Raw genomic sequence first — 14,947 nt, forward strand, 5'->3', positions numbered from 1 at the left:
CGGAAGGGGCGGGCGCGATTGTTGGGTTTTAGCAGATTGGGGGTGCGGGGGTAGGGGGGCTGCTGTGCAAGCCCGCGTTACATCGCGGAATACTCCGGAGAGTCTTCCGGCAGCGAAGAGAAATCAAAGTTCGGCTGGAACTCGGCATATTTCGCGCATTTCTTGTCCGAAATCGTCTTTGTGCCCTGCATGACGACAAGGCCCGCTGCAGGCCTCGCGCCAGACATCGCATTTCCTTCGACGGTATAGACGATGTAACTATAGACACCGCTCTTGAAACGCAGCTGGTATTCGACCCCCGCCATCCGCTGTGTCAGCCAGAAGACATTGCCGCTTTGCCGGTCGCCGATGATCGACATCTCCTCTTTTTGCTGCATGCCGTAATGATAGACCAGCTGACTGCCCACCAAGTTGACCGACACGCGCTTGGTGCCGATCCCGCAACTGAAAATTGGTTTCGGCATGCCCGCGGACGATCCCGCCGCAGAAGAAGATGCAGGAACGAGCAAGAGGAGCATCGTGATCGCCAACGTTTTCATGTCGTTTCCTCGGATATGAAATATTCAGGTCGCGATCGATGCGGGAACACTGTTCGTATCAGGAGTTGATGGCGCGATAGTGACACCACGCGGCTCGGACCGCAAACCGCTATGCAGCGTTGGTTGGCTATTCTCGCGGAAGGCTCCGTTTAGTCTTCCCTACAAGCTACGTTCGTGCTATGTTCTTATCCGCTGTTTGAACGGTCTGGCTTATTATCCTCGCGCCTGTGCGACACCTTCGCTTGGCCTGCGCCGGGCGGCGGAACGAAAAGGGAGGTCACCCGCATTCCGTATTGGCGCAGGAGCGGAAACGATCGGAAAAGGAAACATCACGTCTTGGGGTCAATCGAGTCAACCGAGGCACGGTTCGTCGCACAGGGTTCAACTTCTTCTTCTTGCCCCTCCCCTTCAGGGGAGGGGCTTTGATCAACCCGCGATGGTGCGACTCTCGTGCGACTTTCCGCCGCGCCCCCGTCTGCAGCACCCCACCCGCCACATCCCAAACCGCCCCCCTAGCGCCCCGCGCGGCCGTTGTTTACATGGACCGCCACGACTCGCACCCACCCGACCTCCCCGGGGCAGCAGGAAACGGCATCTTCATGGACATTCGCCTCGGCCTCACCTTCGACGATGTCCTGCTCGTGCCGGCTGAATCGGACATCGTGCCCAGCCAGACCAACACCGCGACGCGCGTCACTCGCGGCATCTCGCTCGATATCCCGATCCTCTCCTCGGCGATGGACACCGTGACCGAGGCCGACATGGCGATCGTCATGGCGCAATTGGGTGGTATCGGCGTGCTCCACCGCAACATGGAGATCCCCGAGCAGGTCGCCGCGGTCCGTGCGGTCAAGCGCTTCGAGAGCGGCATGGTCGTCAACCCGATCACGATCGCCCCGTCCGCGACGCTCGCCGAAGCGCAGGCGCTGATGCTGCGCCACAAGATCAGCGGCATCCCAGTGGTCGAGGCCGACGGCACGCTTGTAGGGATCCTCACCAACCGTGACACGCGCTTCGCCGAGAACGCGCAACAGCCCGTCTCCGAGCTGATGACGCACGAGAACCTTGCGACCGTCTCGACCGGCGTCGGCAAGGAAGAGGCGCGCCGCCTGCTCCACCAGCGCCGGATCGAGAAACTGATCGTCGTCGACGACAAATATCGTTGCGTCGGCCTGATCACCGTCAAGGATATCGAGAAGGCGGTCACCTATCCCAACGCGACCAAGGACGATGCCGGCCGCCTGCGCGTGGCTGCCGCGACCACGGTCGGCGACAAGGGCTTCGCGCGGACCGAGGCGTTGGTCGATGCCGAGCTCGACCTGGTGGTGATCGACACCGCGCACGGCCACAATCGCGACGTCGCGCGCGCGGTCGAGCGGGTGAAGAAGCTCAGCAATTCGGTCCAGGTCATTGCCGGCAACGTCGCCACCGCCGAGGCGACCCGCGCGCTGATCGACGCCGGGGCCGACGGCATCAAGGTCGGCATCGGCCCGGGCTCGATCTGCACCACGCGCGTCGTCGCCGGCGTCGGCGTGCCGCAGCTGACCGCCGTGATGGACTGCGCCGAGATCGGCCAGAAGCACGGCGTGCCCGTCATCGCCGACGGGGGCCTGCGCACCTCGGGCGATCTCGCCAAGGCGCTCGCGGCGGGCGCGTCGGCGTGCATGATCGGCTCGCTGCTCGCGGGCACCGAGGAAGCGCCGGGCGAGACCTTCCTGTTCCAGGGCCGCGCGTACAAATCGTATCGCGGCATGGGCTCGGTCGGCGCGATGGGCCGCGGCTCGGCCGACCGCTATTTTCAGGGCGACATCAAGGACCAGATGAAGCTCGTCCCCGAGGGGATCGAAGGCCAGGTCGCCTTCAAGGGGCCCGCCAAGGACGTGATCCACCAGCTCGTCGGCGGCATCCGCGCGGCGATGGGCTATACGGGTTCGGCGACGCTCGACGACTTGCAGGCGCGCGCGCGCTTCGTCCAGATCACCGGTGCCGGCCTCAAGGAAAGCCACGTCCACGACGTCGACATCACGCGCGAAGCCCCGAACTACCCCACGCGCTGAGCGCGCGGGCAAGACGTATTTCGTCACCCCGGACTTGATCCGGGGTCCATGCGCGCCGTCCGAGACGAGACGTGGCGCATGAGGCGAGCAAACCGCATGGATGCCGGATCAAGTCCGGCATGACGACGACTGGAATTTTGATATGACCCCATCCGCCCGCACCCAGGCCGCGATCGAGCTGCTCGACCAGATCATCGCTGGCGCGCGCGACAGCGGCGCCGCCGCCGACACGCTGATCGCGCGCTACTTCAGCACGCGCCGCTACGCCGGCAGCAAGGACCGCCGCGCCGTCCGCGAGCTCGTCTACGCAGCGATCCGCGCAGCCGGCGAGCGCCCAGCCTCGGGCCGCGCCGCGATGCTCGCCGTCGCTGAAGCCGACCCAGAGGTCGCCGCGACCTTCGACGGCGTCGGCCACGGCCCCGCGCCGATCGGCAAGCACGAGACCGCCGCCCCCTCGGGCGTCGCGCCGACGTGGATCATCGACCGCCTGCATTCGTCCGACCTCGGCTATGAAGAGTTCGAAGCGCTCATCAGCCGCGCCCCGCTCGACGCGCGCATCAACCGCATGATCGTCGAAGAGATCGACATCGAGGGCGCCGAGCCGATCGCCGGCCTGCCCGACGGCCTGCGCCTCCCGTCGGGCACGCAGGTCGAAAACCTCCCCGCCTACAATCACGGCGCGATCGAGGTGCAGGACGCCGGCAGCCAGTTCGTCACGCTCGCTGCCAAGGCCAAGCCCGGCCAGCGGATCGTCGACCTATGCGCTGGAGCCGGCGGCAAGACGCTCGCGCTCGCCGCGGTGATGGAAGGGCAGGGCGAAGTGCTCGCGACCGACACCGATCGCATGCGCCTTTCGCGCATGGCCCCTCGCGCTGAACGCGCACGCTCGGGGATCATCGAGACGCGCCTGCTCAATCCGGGCCGCGAGGTCGAGATGCTCGACGATTGGCTCCACAGCGCCGATTGCGTGCTGATCGATGCGCCGTGCTCGGGCACCGGCACCTGGCGCCGCAACCCCGAGGCGCGCTGGCGGCTCACGCCCGACCGGATCGAGCGGCTGGTCAAGACGCAGAAGCACGTGCTCGAAGTCGGCGCCAATCTCGTCAAGCCGGGCGGCGCGCTGGTGTACATCGTCTGCTCGCTGCTCGACGAAGAAGGGGCAGGCCAGGTCGCCGACTTCCTCACCGCCAACCCCGGCTGGAAGGCGCAGCCGCTCAAACTCCCGGTCGGGCGCAAGCATGGCCCCGGCGTCCGCCTGACGCCAGCGCATGACGCGACCGACGGCTTTTTTGTCGCGCGCCTCATCGCGCCGTGATAGCCCTGTGGCCGTGTCGAAGCTGGAGTATCTCATGCGTTACACGTCCGTCGCCGTCGCTGCCGCGCTGACGCTGGTTACCGTTGCGACCGCGGTCCAGGGTCAGCGGCCCGAGGACGCGGTCGATGCGCGCTCGCTGGCGCTGCTCGCCAAGGGGCAGGCGCAGCAGGCGGCGGGTAATCTCGACGCGGCGACCGATCTGTTCGAGAGCGCGGTCGCGGTCGATCCGCGCAACCGTGGCGCGTTCGTGCGGCTCGCCGAAGTCGCCAAGACGCGCGGCCTGCCGGGCAAGGCGATCCGCCTCTACCGCGAGGCGCTGTCGCTCGATCCCAACGATGTCGCCGCGCTGAGCGGGCAGGGCGAAGCGCTCGTCGCCAAGGGTGCGGTCATCCGCGCGCGCGAGAATCTGGCGAAGGTCAAGCTGGTCTGCGCCAAGCGCGCGTGCCCCGAAATTGCCGTGCTGACGGCATCGATCGCCAAGGGCCCGCCGATCGTTACGGCTGCCGCGACGGTACCGGCAGCCCTCCCCAAAGCCGACTAATCCGTCGCCCCGGCGAAGGCCGGGGCCGCTGGATGTAGCAGAGCGCCGCGCGACGAACCGAGCGGCCCCGGCCTCCGCCGGGGCGACGCTGTCAGGAAAGCGCCCTCGCCAGCGCGACAAACTCCGCAACGCTCACCGTCTCCGCCCGCCGCGTCGCCTCGATCCCAACCGCGTCGAGCGCCGCAAGCGCACCCGGCACGCCCTTCAAGCTCTGCCGCAGCATCTTGCGCCGCTGCCCGAACGCCGCTGCCGTCAGCCGCTCGAGCGTCGCGAAGCGCACGCCGTCGGGCGCCTCAGCAGGCACGATATGCACCACCGCCGACATCACCTTGGGCGGCGGGGTGAAGGCCGACCGGTGCACCGGCATCGCCAGCGTCGCCTTGCTCCGCCACTGTGCCAGCACCGCCAGTCGCCCATACGCTTCGCCATCGGTCGGCGCGACGATCCGTTCGGCAACCTCGCGCTGGAACATCAGCGTCAGGCTCTGCCACCACGGCGCCCAGTCGGCCGACAGCCAGCGCACCAGCAACGCCGTGCCGATGTTATAGGGCAGGTTCGAGGCGATATGCGGCTTGCCCTCGAACAGGCCGGCGCCGTCGATCTCGAGCGCATCGCCCTCGATTACGCGCAGCTTGCCGGGAAACGCCTCGCCCAGTTCGGCGAGCGCGGGGATGCAGCGGTGGTCGCGCTCGATCGCCGTCACGCGGGCCCCCGCGCCGAGCAGCGCCCGCGTCAGCCCGCCCGGCCCCGGGCCGATCTCGAGCACTTCGGCATCGGTCAGGTCGCCTGGAATGCGTGCGATCCGCGCCAGCAACTGCGCGTCGAGCAGAAAGTTCTGCCCCAGCGCCTTGCTTGCGTTGAGGCCATGGCGCGCGATTACCTCGCGCAGCGGCGGCAGTTCTGGCTTGGTCACGCGTCGGCGGCAGCGCGGCGGTCGGCGGCTTCACCAGCGAGACGGATCGCGGCGATCGTCGCACCGGGCTCGGCGCGGTCCTTCCCGGCTATGTCGAACGCGGTGCCGTGATCGGGCGACGTCCGCACAATCGGCAGGCCGAGCGTGATATTGACGCCCTCGTCGAAATAGAGCGTCTTGATCGGCACGAGCGCCTGATCGTGATAGCAGCACAGCACGGCGTCATAGCCAGCACGCGCCCGCGGGTGGAACAGCGTGTCGGCCGCGAACGGTCCGATCGCGTCGATCCCGTCGTCGCGCAGCGCCGCGACCGCAGGCGCGATCAGCTCGATCTCCTCGCGCCCGATCGCGCCGCTCTCGCCGGCATGTGGGTTGAACCCGGCAAAGGCGATGCGCGGGTTGAGGATCCCGAAATTGCGCGCCAAGCCGCGCGCGGTCGCACGGCCCTTGGCGACGATCAGCTCGATCGACAACAGCCCACTCACCGCGGCCAGCGGCACGTGTGTCGTGATTGGCACGACGCGCAGATCGGGGCCGGCCAGCATCATCACCGCATTCTCACCGGCAATGCCGCAGCGTTCGGCGACGAACTCGGTCTGGCCGGGATAATTGAAGCCAATCTGGTAGAGCTGGCTCTTCGACACCGGCCCGGTGACGAGCGCCCGCGCGGCACCCGAGCGGACGAGACCGGCGGCAAGCTCGAGCGCCCGCAAGGCACAGCGCGCGCCCTCGACATCGGGCGAGCCCGGCACGATCTCACCGCCGTCCTCTACCGTCAGCACCGGCAAAGCGGTCTCGAAGACGCGATTGGCCGCTTCGGGATGCGCGATGATCGTGACCGGACCATCCCACACCGCTGCGATCGCTCGCGCGTCGCCCGTCGCGAAGAATGCCGGGAGGCCGGCTTCAACGCGACGCGCCCACGCTTTTGCGATCACCTCGGGGCCGATGCCCGCCGGATCCCCCATCGATATGGCGAGCGGCGCGACCATCGTGGTATCCTCCAGGTCAGCGATATTCGACGATCGCGTCACGCCGCAAATCGCGGAGCAACTGGTTCGCACGCAAGTTAACGCGTTGATTTTCCATCGTGCTGCGAACTTGTTCGATTCCCGGAATGTTTGCAACCGCTTCGTCACGACCGCACAACACGAGCGAACGGATGCCATCCTTGGCCGAGCCGAACGGCGGCGTCGATTCGCCGACCTGCAGCTTGAGCATGATCTCGCGCAGCGCGACCGGCAAATCCTTGATCCGCACCGAATCGTTGTCGACCACATCCGCGCCGAGCGTTGCCGCAACCTTGGCAACCTCGCCGCAGCCCTTGATCGTCGAGCTGAGCTTGGCGAACTCGGCGACGCGGGCGTTGGCCTGTTCCTGCGTGATCCCCTCGGGGAAGCGCTCGCTGACCTGCTTGAGCGTCAGGCGCGCATCGAGCGGATCGGCGACGCCGATCTTGCGCGTATCGACCAGATAGATGATTGAGAAACCACCCGGCACCTCGATCGGCCCGGCGAGATGCTCGGGCGTCATCGACTTGATCGCCTCCACCAGCGCCGCCGGAAGCTGCGACAATTGCTGCTCGCTCAACCAGTCGAGATCGCCGCCGGTCGCACGCGTCGTGGCGTCGGACAGGCGGGCGTAATAGCCGAACGTATCCTCGCCCTTGTCGCGCTTCTGGATCGACTGCATCATTTGCTGCGCTTGCGCGAACACCTCGGGCGCACGGTCGGCATCGGCCTTCAGATAGATTTCGCGAACGTGATATTCGGTCGAGCCCTGCTGCTTTTTGATCTTGTCGATGATCGCATTGACCTCTTCGTCACCGACGTTGACGTCGACTTTGCGGCGAAGATAGCGGTTCCACGACAGTTCAGCCTCGATCTGGCGCTTGAGCGAACGGTCGGCCGATCCGATCGTCCGCAGATACGCGCGCATTTCGGTTGGCGTCTTGCCGAAGTTGCGGGCGACCGTGTCGTAGCTCTTGTTGATCTCGTCGGGACCAATTTTGACGTCGGCACTCTTTGCCTGCTGGATCTCGAGCGTTTCGTCGATCAGCTGGCGAACGATGACGAGCTTGTACTGCGCCATTTCCTGCGCCGACAGCTTGAGGTCGCGTGCGGCGAGCAAAAGCGCAACGCGCTGGTCGATATCGGTCCCGGTGATCACAGCACCGTTGACGATCGCGGTCGGCTTGCGGATCGTCGGATCGACCTTGCCGAAGATCGTCGGGTTCTTCGGCAGATCGAGCGCGGTCACGCCGGCTTGGTCGGACGCCGCCGCCTCGGGCCCCGCTGGCGCCGGTGCAGTCTGCGCGATCGAGCCCCCGCTCGCGGCCAGCAGCGCGATGATCGCTGCGCCAAATCCGAAGCTGCGACCCAGTCGGGTCGGCTTTGCTGTATCAGTCTTCACGTAATCAAAATCCCATCCCGCACAGCGTGCCCGATCAGCCCAAACCTTCGCGCCCTAGGCCCGGGCCCGAACCGTTGGACGCGGTCCTGCGCCGATCCGTCTGAACCAGTGCTTAGCGGCCAAGGTTTTTGAACGCCAGCGTCAACAAGAAGCCATTGCCCGCCTTGACGTCGCCGGTGGTCTGATAATCCCGTTTCCAGGTAACCCCGAGCTTGAGGCAATCATCCTCATACTGCACGCCGAGCCGGTGCCGTACGGGGTCGAACCCGTCGGCGAGCGACAACGGATCTTCGTCACGATTGGTCAGATCGATCACCGTCGAGCCGAACACGGACCAGAAGCGCGAAATCTGTACGCGCGAGCCGACCCGCAATTCCTCGCGATCGCGCAGATCCTCCAGCGTCCGATCGATGTTGCGGTTGAGCCGCAAATATCCGACGAGGAAATAGGTGCTGCGCGAACCGACGGTCGCATCGAGCTCGTTGCGGCGGACCGCGAGGTCGCCTTGGTCGAGCCGGTAGCGGTGGATCACCGAAACCCAGTCATGGAAGCGCAGTTCGGTCCGCCCGACGATGTCCGATACGCGTCCCGAAAGGCCGGTACCGTCGGGAAACAGGGTCGGACGGCTGTTGAGGCGATAGCTCTGCCCGATATTGGTCGTGAACGAGAAGCCCGGCAGGTCGACCGCCCAGTCAAGCCCGTAAGTCACCCGCGCCGAATCCTCGAAGCGGTCATGGCCGGGAAAACGGTTGAGCGAAAAGAGGTTCGTATCCTCGAGATCGACCGAACGCGAATCCTCGTTCGGAACCGTCGTGGTACCAGCCTGTGGCGACCCGACGATTTGCACGCGCGGGGTGAGGCGCTGCGTGCCGCCGAGGAACGCCCCGATGAACGGCCACTTCACGTCGATAGCAAACGCGCCGATCAGGCGGCCGCTGACGCCCGATTCGCCGCGATAGTTTGCCACGCTCGTCGCGAGGATATCGCTGGTACGGTAGAGGTCGCCGCGGCCGAGCGCGGTGAAGGTCACCTCCTGACCCCAGGGCGTCAGCTTGCGCAATTCCCATTGCGCGCTAGCAAACGCGCGCTGCGTGTCCTGGCCCGCCGGGCGCTCGATCCCGAGCGTGTTGAGCTGGAAGGTGAGAACGCCGCCGAGCAGACTGTCGGGAATCCGCTTGCGATAATCAATCTCAGGCAGCGCGATCGGTTGGAGCGCCTGGCGGTCGCCGACGCGGAGCGTCTGGACGTACCAACCGGCGACCGAAAAATAGCTGCTCCGGTCTATATGCTCAAGCTTCACGGTGCTGCGCAGCCGGTCGTCGGTCGAGATGTCATAGCGTCGCAGGAACGTCGGGTCGGTGGTCAGGCGCAAGGAACCGCTGAGCGTCCAATCGGTGGTCAGCTGGAAACGCGCAACCCCGTCGAGATAGCCGCGGAACGAATTCGGCGTGCCTGCAGGGGTCGGGGTCAGCAAATCGGTGCTGCGCGGGCTCGCGGTGACATAGCCCGCGATGCGGTACGCGCCGAGCGTGTTGAGCGCGCTATATTCGGCCTTGAGCATCGGCAGCACGGCGCTGAAGATCCGCGGCGTGACCGTAAGCCCTTGGTTCGGCCCGAGCGCGAAATGGTAGGGCTGCGCGAATTCGAAGCCGTTGGTACGGCTGTAGCGCAGGTCGGGCGCGAGCAGGCCGTTGTCGTTGCCGTCGCCGATCGCATTCGAGAAAGCGGGCAACGGAATCGTCGGCAGGCCGAACAAATTGATTCGCGCGCCCTTGTAATAGATCCGGCGTCGATCGGGCCGATAGATCACGCGCACCGCGGTGATCTTCCACGACGGTTCCTTGGGGCAATTGTTCGAATCGGTCACACCGCACGGCGTGTAGGCGGCATCCTCGAGCACGACGGTCTCGTCGAGCGAGCGCGTTCCCTTGCGTGCAGCCAGTCGTCCACCCTTTTCGAGCACGAGCAGCATGTTGTCGACCATGCCGTCCTTGAGCGCATCGGTCAGCTCGATCGAATCGCCATAGGCGGTGTCGCCGCCGGGGTTGACCACCGCGACATTGCCGTCCGCGTGGACCTTGCCGGTCTTGCGGTCCCATACCACCGTATCGGCGCGCAACCGATTGCCGGCGCGGTACATTCGCACGTCGCCCTTGGCGGTAACCATGTCGCCCTTGCTGTCATATTCCAGCGTCGTGGCGTTGAACTGGACTTGGTCCTCGCCCGTGCTCGGCGTCGTCGCGGGCGGCGGGGGAGGGACGGTCCGCGTCTGCAGATTCTGCGCGAAGGCGGGCGCGGCCGCCCAGACGAGCGGAAACACACAGCTGGCGAGAAAGGAGGCACGCTTCACGTCGGAACTAACACCCTGATGCGAGAAAGCGCCCGATCTGTCGCCGGATGCCGCTGGTCGATCCCGCCCTATCGCATCGACCTTGCCTCGCTGCAATCGTGCTGCGGCGAATTCCCCCGGCGATTTCCTGGGGTCGATCCTTTGCCAGCAGCGTCTGGCTGTCCTAGAGACATTCGACTCATTCGACGACCAGACCACATCGAGGCTTTCATGCACATCGAACTTTCCAGCGCCGCGCCGGCGTCCGCCGCGGCGATCGCCTTTCCCGTCGAGAAGGACGGGCTTGCCCGGCTCGCGACTACGCTCGTCGACGCGGCGGCGCTCGATCTCGTCAAGGCCGCGGCCCGCGCGAGCCGCTTCGAGGGCGAGGCGGCGAGCGTCGTCGAGACCTTCGTTACCGACGGTGCCGGCGGGGTGCGGCGCGTGTTGCTGCTCGGCACGGGCGCGGGCAGCGAGCCCGACTATGAGCGCGCCGGCGGTGCGCTGACCGCTCGCTTGCTCACCTCGGGCGTCACGAGCGCGAGCGTCGATTTCACCGGAACGGGCGCCACCCCGAACGCGGTCGCACGCTTTGCCGGAGCGGCAGCGCAGCGCGGGTGGCGTCACGACGTCTATCGCACCAAACTCCCCGAAAAATCGAAGCCGACACTGACCTCGATCGTCCTGCACGGCGCGCCCGAAGCGACCGATGCCGCGTGGAGTAAGCAGAAGGCGCTGACCGAGGGCCTCGAGCTGACGCGCACGCTCGTCGCCGAGCCGCCAAACGTCATCTATCCCGAAACCTTCGTCGCCAAGGTGCTGGCCGAGGTCGAGGGTCTTGGGCTCGAAGTCACCGTGCTTGGCGAGGACGAGATGCGCGAGCTCGGCATGGGCGCATTGCTCGGCGTGTCGCAGGGTTCGGCCAAGGACGCGCGGCTGCTCGCACTGAAATGGAGCGGGGCAGGCGTCGGTGATCCCGAGCTGGCACTGGTCGGCAAGGGCGTCACTTTCGACACCGGGGGCATTTCGCTCAAGCCGGGGCCCGGCATGGAAGACATGAAGTGGGACATGGGTGGTGCTGGCGCGGTCGTCGGCGCGATGAAGGCGATCGCCGGGCGCAAGGCCAAGGCCAATGTGATCGGCGTGTGCGGCCTCGTCGAGAACATGCCCGATGGCGATGCGATCCGTCCCGGTGACGTGCTCACCTCGATGTCGGGGCAGACGATCGAGATCCTCAACACCGATGCTGAGGGGCGTCTGGTGCTGTGCGACGCGGTCACTTGGGTGCAGCGCACGCATCGCCCAAAGACGATCGTCGATCTTGCAACGCTCACTGGCGCGATGATCATCAGCCTCGGCTCGGAGCATGGCGGCATCTTCGCCAATGATGACTCGCTCGCCGATCAGCTGCTCGCGGCGGGCAAGGCGTCGGGCGACTTGCTGTGGCGCTTCCCGCTGGGCGAGGCGTACAACAAGTTGATCGACTCGCCGATCGCCGACATGAAGAACGTCGGTCCGCGCGGGGCGGGGTCGATCACTGCCGCGCAGTTCATCCAGCGCTTCGTCGATCCGGGCGTGAAATGGGCGCATCTCGACATCGCCGGGATGGTGTGGTCCGACAAGGCCGGCCCGAACTACGACAAGGGCGCGACCGGGTACGGCGTGCGTCTGCTCGACCGGTTCGTCGCGGATAACTTCGAAGCATAAGCCGCAATTCCCCCTCCCGCTTGCGGGAGGGCTAGGGGAGGGAACGACCTGGAACGCTTGCGGTCCGCCTGAGCAAGAAGGCAAGGTAGGGGGAGAAACATGCAAGTCGACTTCTACCACCTCACCGCGCAACCGCTGGAACGCGTGCTCCCGCGTATCGCCGAGCGCGTCGTCGAGACCGGCGGCCGCCTGCTGATCGTCGCCGAAAGCGCCGATCAGCGCGGCGCGCTCGACCGCCTGCTGTGGACCTATGCCCCCGACAGCTTCTTACCCCACGCACAAGCCGACGGCGAGAGCGACGCCGCCCAGCCGATCCTCATCACCGACCGCCCCGCCGCCGCCAATGCCGCGCGCAACATCGCGCTCGCTGACGGCGTGTGGCGCGAGGAAGCGCTCGGCTTCGACCGCGCCTTCCACTTCTTCGACGAGGAGCGCATCACCCAAGCGCGCGCCGCGTGGAAAGCGCTCGCCGATCGCTCCGGGATCGAGCGCCGCTACTGGAAACAGAATGACAGCGGCCGGTGGGAGCAAGCCGCCTGAGGCTTGCATCCGACCGGGCGCCCGACTAGGGGAGCGCGACTTTCCAAACGCCTTTCAAACACAGGAGCTTCACGGTCATGGCCGCGAACCGCACTTTTTCGATCATCAAGCCCGACGCGACGCGTCGCAACATCACCGGTGCCGTCACCAAGATGCTCGAGGAAGCAGGCCTTCGCGTCATCGCCTCGAAGCGCATCCAAATGACCCGCGAGCAGGCCGAAGGCTTCTACGCGGTCCACAAGGAGCGTCCGTTCTTCGGCGAGCTCGTCAGCTTCATGATCTCGGGCCCGGTCGTCGTCCAGGTACTCGAGGGCGAGAACGCCATGCAGCGCAATCGCGACATCATGGGCGCAACCAACCCGGCGAACGCCGAGGCCGGCACGATCCGCAAGGAGCTCGCCGAGTCGATCGAAGCCAACACCGTGCACGGTTCGGATTCGGACGAGAATGCTGAGATCGAGATTGCCTATTTCTTCAAGCCCGAAGAAATCGTCGGCTGATGCCAAAGTGGCGCGTGCGACGGGCAGGGCCGGCGGATGCCGACCTGCTCTCGCTAGTCGCCAACGCGGCGTTCCTCGACACCTATGCGCCGTCGCTCGCCGGCGCCGATCTCGTCGCGCATTGTCTCAAGAACAATAGCGCGGCGGTGTTCGCCAAATGGCTCGCCGATCCCGCGACGGTTGTGACCGTCGCGGAGATCGAGCCCGGGTTTGCGCCGATCGGCTATGCCGTGCTGACCGCGCCCGACTTTCCGATTGCGCTGCAGCCCGGCGATATCGAGCTGCGCCGGATCTACACGCTGCGACAGGCCTATGGCAGCGGCACCGGTGCCGCGCTGATGGCGCAGGCGATCGCCGATGCTGTCCTGGTTGGCGCCAAGCGTGTGTTGCTCGGCGTATGGGATCAGAATGCCCGCGCCCGTGCCTTTTACGAACGCAATGGATTTAGCGTCATCGGCAGCCGCGACTTCGTCGTCGGCGGCGAGGTGCATGTCGACCCGGTTTACGCGCGCGGTCTTTGAACCCCGGCCGTAACGGCGTCAGTCGTTGGTCTTCGGCTGCTGACCCGCCCAGACCGCATCGAGCCGCTTCTGCGTCCCGCCGAGTTCGTGGAGCCGCAGGCTTTCGAGCTTGACCGACCGTCCGAACGGAAACCCGCCCTCGGTCTTCCACCCGATATCGTAGATGCCACGCGTGCTGCGCGGCGTGTCGCCATCCCAATAGGTCAGCGCGATCAGCACTGGCAGTCGCCCGGTCTTCTTATCGGGCCCGCCATCGGTCGCTTTCAGCAAGGCATGGTCGAACCAACCGCGATCGATCGTATCGGCAACGGTATCCTTGGTGCCGACGCCGAGCGCGGTCGGGAAGGTAACGGTCGCGTCGCGGATCGCATGGCGGTCGTCGTGCGCGAGCAGCAACGCGGTGCCGTTCGAGGCTGGCGCCGCGCGGATGTCGAAGCGTGATTGCTCGCGCGCTGCCTTGATCGAGGCGACCTGCTTGTCGGCTTCGTCTGCGCGGTGATCGGCCCAGTTGAGGTACAGGCTGCCGCCCGCAATGAGCAACCCGGCGACCGCGATGAATTCGCCGAGGTTGATCCAACGCCGCCGCGTCGCCGCAGCTTCGGCCTTGGCGACCGCCTCGGTCGCGGCGACTTGCAGTTCGGGATCGCGCGGCTGGTCGCTCACCGTCCACCCGCTTCGAGCAAGCGCCGTGGCGCGGCCAATTCCCAGCTGATCGCGATCCGGTCGCCGACGCGGTCCCAATCGGTGTCGTCACGATCGAGCCGCATCGCGACCCAGCCAGATGCGCCGAGATAGGCCGGGCGGAAATAGGTCTCGGGATCGGCTTCGATCAGCATCGCCTGCTCGTCGACCCCGGTGGTCTTGACGATCACGACGGTTTCGCCGTCGCCGTGATGATCATGCCAGAAATAGGCGAAGAACTTGCCATCGGCGATCAGGAAGCCGGGTGCCCCGTGCGACGGGCGCTCTGTGGTTTCGGGCAAGGCCAGCGCCAGTGCGCGGACCTTGGCGAGGGCGGATTCGGGATCGGGGCTCATCGTCTTACGAACTCTGCCAGAACCTGGGGGTAAAGGCGATGCTCGGCCTCGAGCACGCGCGCGGCGAGGCTGTCGGGGGTGTCACCGGGCAGGATCGCGACCTCGGCCTGACCAAGCACTGCGCCGCCGTCGAGTTCCTCGGTGACGATATGGACCGAGCAGCCAGCAACCGCATCGCCCGCTTCGATCGCACGGGCGTGGGTATCGAGGCCTTTGTACTTGGGCAGGAGCGAAGGGTGGATGTTGATGATCCGGCCCGCCCAGCGCGCGACGAAGCCGTCGGAGAGCAGGCGCATGTAGCCGGCGAGCGCGATGATCTCGACGCCAGCTTCGACAAGCGCGGCGTCGATCGAGGCTTCATAGTCGGCCTTCGGGATGCCCTTGGGCGATTGCGTGAAGGTGGCGAGGCCACGCTCGCGCGCCCAGGCGATGCCGGCGGCGTCGGGCTTGTCCGATGCGACGAGCGCGACGTGATAGTCCTGCGCGGCCTCGACCAGCGCCATCATATTGGAGCCACGCCCCGAGAGCAGAATGCC

General features: G+C 66.2%; 15 protein-coding genes. 7 read left to right on the top strand and 8 right to left on the bottom strand.

The window, feature by feature from the left end; all coding sequences use genetic code 11:
• Window positions 1-77: 77 nt before the first annotated feature.
• Complete coding sequence (locus E2E30_RS05975) at window positions 78-539, bottom strand: hypothetical protein (RefSeq protein ID WP_133188137.1); 462 nt, start codon at window positions 537-539, stop codon at window positions 78-80.
• A gap of 599 nt (window positions 540-1,138) precedes the next feature.
• Here E2E30_RS05975 and guaB point away from each other — a divergent pair.
• The 3 genes from guaB (at window position 1,139) to E2E30_RS05990 (ending at window position 4,452) form a co-directional block, all read left to right on the top strand.
• The gene (guaB, locus tag E2E30_RS05980) at window positions 1,139-2,596 is read left to right on the top strand and encodes an IMP dehydrogenase (protein WP_133188139.1); all 1,458 of its coding nucleotides are present in this window, start codon (window positions 1,139-1,141) and stop codon (window positions 2,594-2,596) included.
• A gap of 142 nt (window positions 2,597-2,738) precedes the next feature.
• Entirely contained in the window at window positions 2,739-3,911 is a 1,173-nt protein-coding gene (locus tag E2E30_RS05985) for an RsmB/NOP family class I SAM-dependent RNA methyltransferase (protein WP_133188141.1), read from the top strand.
• 34 nt (window positions 3,912-3,945) lie between these two features.
• Window positions 3,946-4,452 carry a tetratricopeptide repeat protein gene (locus E2E30_RS05990; protein WP_206365650.1) on the top strand — a complete coding sequence of 169 codons (507 nt, stop codon included), beginning with the start codon at window positions 3,946-3,948 and terminating at the stop codon, window positions 4,450-4,452.
• Between the two features lie 91 nt (window positions 4,453-4,543).
• Here E2E30_RS05990 and rsmA read toward each other — a convergent pair whose 3' ends face one another.
• The 4 genes from rsmA to E2E30_RS06010 all read right to left on the bottom strand — a co-directional run bounded on the left by rsmA (window position 4,544) and on the right by E2E30_RS06010 (window position 10,127).
• Complete coding sequence (rsmA, locus tag E2E30_RS05995) at window positions 4,544-5,365, bottom strand: 16S rRNA (adenine(1518)-N(6)/adenine(1519)-N(6))-dimethyltransferase RsmA (RefSeq protein WP_133188145.1); 822 nt, start codon at window positions 5,363-5,365, stop codon at window positions 4,544-4,546.
• Entirely contained in the window at window positions 5,362-6,357 is a 996-nt protein-coding gene (gene pdxA, locus E2E30_RS06000; RefSeq protein ID WP_133188147.1) for a 4-hydroxythreonine-4-phosphate dehydrogenase PdxA, read from the bottom strand. The genes rsmA and pdxA overlap by 4 nt, the downstream gene beginning before the upstream one ends.
• A 16-nt stretch (window positions 6,358-6,373) precedes the next feature.
• Window positions 6,374-7,777 carry a peptidylprolyl isomerase gene (locus tag E2E30_RS06005; protein WP_133188149.1) on the bottom strand — a complete coding sequence of 468 codons (1,404 nt, stop codon included), beginning with the start codon at window positions 7,775-7,777 and terminating at the stop codon, window positions 6,374-6,376.
• A gap of 112 nt (window positions 7,778-7,889) precedes the next feature.
• Entirely contained in the window at window positions 7,890-10,127 is a 2,238-nt protein-coding gene (locus tag E2E30_RS06010; RefSeq protein WP_133188151.1) for an LPS-assembly protein LptD, read from the bottom strand.
• A 210-nt stretch (window positions 10,128-10,337) separates the two neighbouring features.
• Between E2E30_RS06010 and E2E30_RS06015 the strand changes: the two genes are divergently transcribed.
• The 4 genes from E2E30_RS06015 to E2E30_RS06030 all read left to right on the top strand — a co-directional run bounded on the left by E2E30_RS06015 (window position 10,338) and on the right by E2E30_RS06030 (window position 13,374).
• Complete coding sequence (locus E2E30_RS06015) at window positions 10,338-11,813, top strand: leucyl aminopeptidase (RefSeq protein ID WP_133188153.1); 1,476 nt, start codon at window positions 10,338-10,340, stop codon at window positions 11,811-11,813.
• Between the two features lie 99 nt (window positions 11,814-11,912).
• Window positions 11,913-12,353 (top strand): DNA polymerase III subunit chi, encoded by a 441-nt coding sequence (locus E2E30_RS06020; protein WP_133188155.1) that lies wholly within the window; start codon window positions 11,913-11,915, stop codon window positions 12,351-12,353.
• 77 nt (window positions 12,354-12,430) lie between these two features.
• Complete coding sequence (ndk, locus tag E2E30_RS06025; RefSeq protein WP_133188157.1) at window positions 12,431-12,853, top strand: nucleoside-diphosphate kinase; 423 nt, start codon at window positions 12,431-12,433, stop codon at window positions 12,851-12,853.
• Entirely contained in the window at window positions 12,853-13,374 is a 522-nt protein-coding gene (locus E2E30_RS06030; RefSeq protein ID WP_133188159.1) for a GNAT family N-acetyltransferase, read from the top strand. The genes ndk and E2E30_RS06030 overlap by 1 nt, the downstream gene beginning before the upstream one ends.
• An 18-nt stretch (window positions 13,375-13,392) precedes the next feature.
• On the opposite strand, the gene E2E30_RS06035 is transcribed toward E2E30_RS06030, so the two are convergent.
• Genes E2E30_RS06035 through purN form a run of 3 tightly spaced genes read right to left on the bottom strand, consistent with a single transcriptional unit; the run spans window position 13,393 to window position 14,917 of the window.
• A complete protein-coding gene (locus E2E30_RS06035; RefSeq protein ID WP_133188161.1) occupies window positions 13,393-14,037 on the bottom strand; it encodes a hypothetical protein in 645 nt (214 codons plus the stop codon).
• The gene (locus E2E30_RS06040; RefSeq protein ID WP_133188163.1) at window positions 14,034-14,411 is read right to left on the bottom strand and encodes an MmcQ/YjbR family DNA-binding protein; all 378 of its coding nucleotides are present in this window, start codon (window positions 14,409-14,411) and stop codon (window positions 14,034-14,036) included. The genes E2E30_RS06035 and E2E30_RS06040 overlap by 4 nt, the downstream gene beginning before the upstream one ends.
• Window positions 14,408-14,917, bottom strand: coding sequence for a phosphoribosylglycinamide formyltransferase (gene purN / locus E2E30_RS06045; RefSeq protein ID WP_133191951.1), 510 nt, complete (start codon window positions 14,915-14,917; stop codon window positions 14,408-14,410). Before purN ends, E2E30_RS06040 begins: the two co-directional genes overlap by 4 nt.
• Between the last annotated feature and the right edge of the window lie 30 nt (window positions 14,918-14,947).

The organism is Sphingomonas sp. AAP5, assembly GCF_004354345.1.
In the GTDB taxonomy this organism is placed as follows: Bacteria; Pseudomonadota; Alphaproteobacteria; order Sphingomonadales; family Sphingomonadaceae; genus Sphingomonas; species Sphingomonas glacialis.

Coding starts and splice junctions, on each gene's coding strand:
- E2E30_RS05975 (WP_133188137.1), bottom strand. CDS start 539: ATGAAAACGTTGGCGATCACGATGCTCCTCTTGCTCGTTCCTGCATCT.
- guaB (WP_133188139.1), top strand. CDS start 1,139: ATGGACATTCGCCTCGGCCTCACCTTCGACGATGTCCTGCTCGTGCCG.
- E2E30_RS05985 (WP_133188141.1), top strand. CDS start 2,739: ATGACCCCATCCGCCCGCACCCAGGCCGCGATCGAGCTGCTCGACCAG.
- E2E30_RS05990 (WP_206365650.1), top strand. CDS start 3,946: ATGCGTTACACGTCCGTCGCCGTCGCTGCCGCGCTGACGCTGGTTACC.
- pdxA (WP_133188147.1), bottom strand. CDS start 6,357: ATGGTCGCGCCGCTCGCCATATCGATGGGGGATCCGGCGGGCATCGGC.
- E2E30_RS06015 (WP_133188153.1), top strand. CDS start 10,338: ATGCACATCGAACTTTCCAGCGCCGCGCCGGCGTCCGCCGCGGCGATC.
- E2E30_RS06020 (WP_133188155.1), top strand. CDS start 11,913: ATGCAAGTCGACTTCTACCACCTCACCGCGCAACCGCTGGAACGCGTG.
- ndk (WP_133188157.1), top strand. CDS start 12,431: ATGGCCGCGAACCGCACTTTTTCGATCATCAAGCCCGACGCGACGCGT.
- E2E30_RS06030 (WP_133188159.1), top strand. CDS start 12,853: ATGCCAAAGTGGCGCGTGCGACGGGCAGGGCCGGCGGATGCCGACCTG.
- E2E30_RS06040 (WP_133188163.1), bottom strand. CDS start 14,411: ATGAGCCCCGATCCCGAATCCGCCCTCGCCAAGGTCCGCGCACTGGCG.
- purN (WP_133191951.1), bottom strand. CDS start 14,917: ATGATGGCGCTGGTCGAGGCCGCGCAGGACTATCACGTCGCGCTCGTC.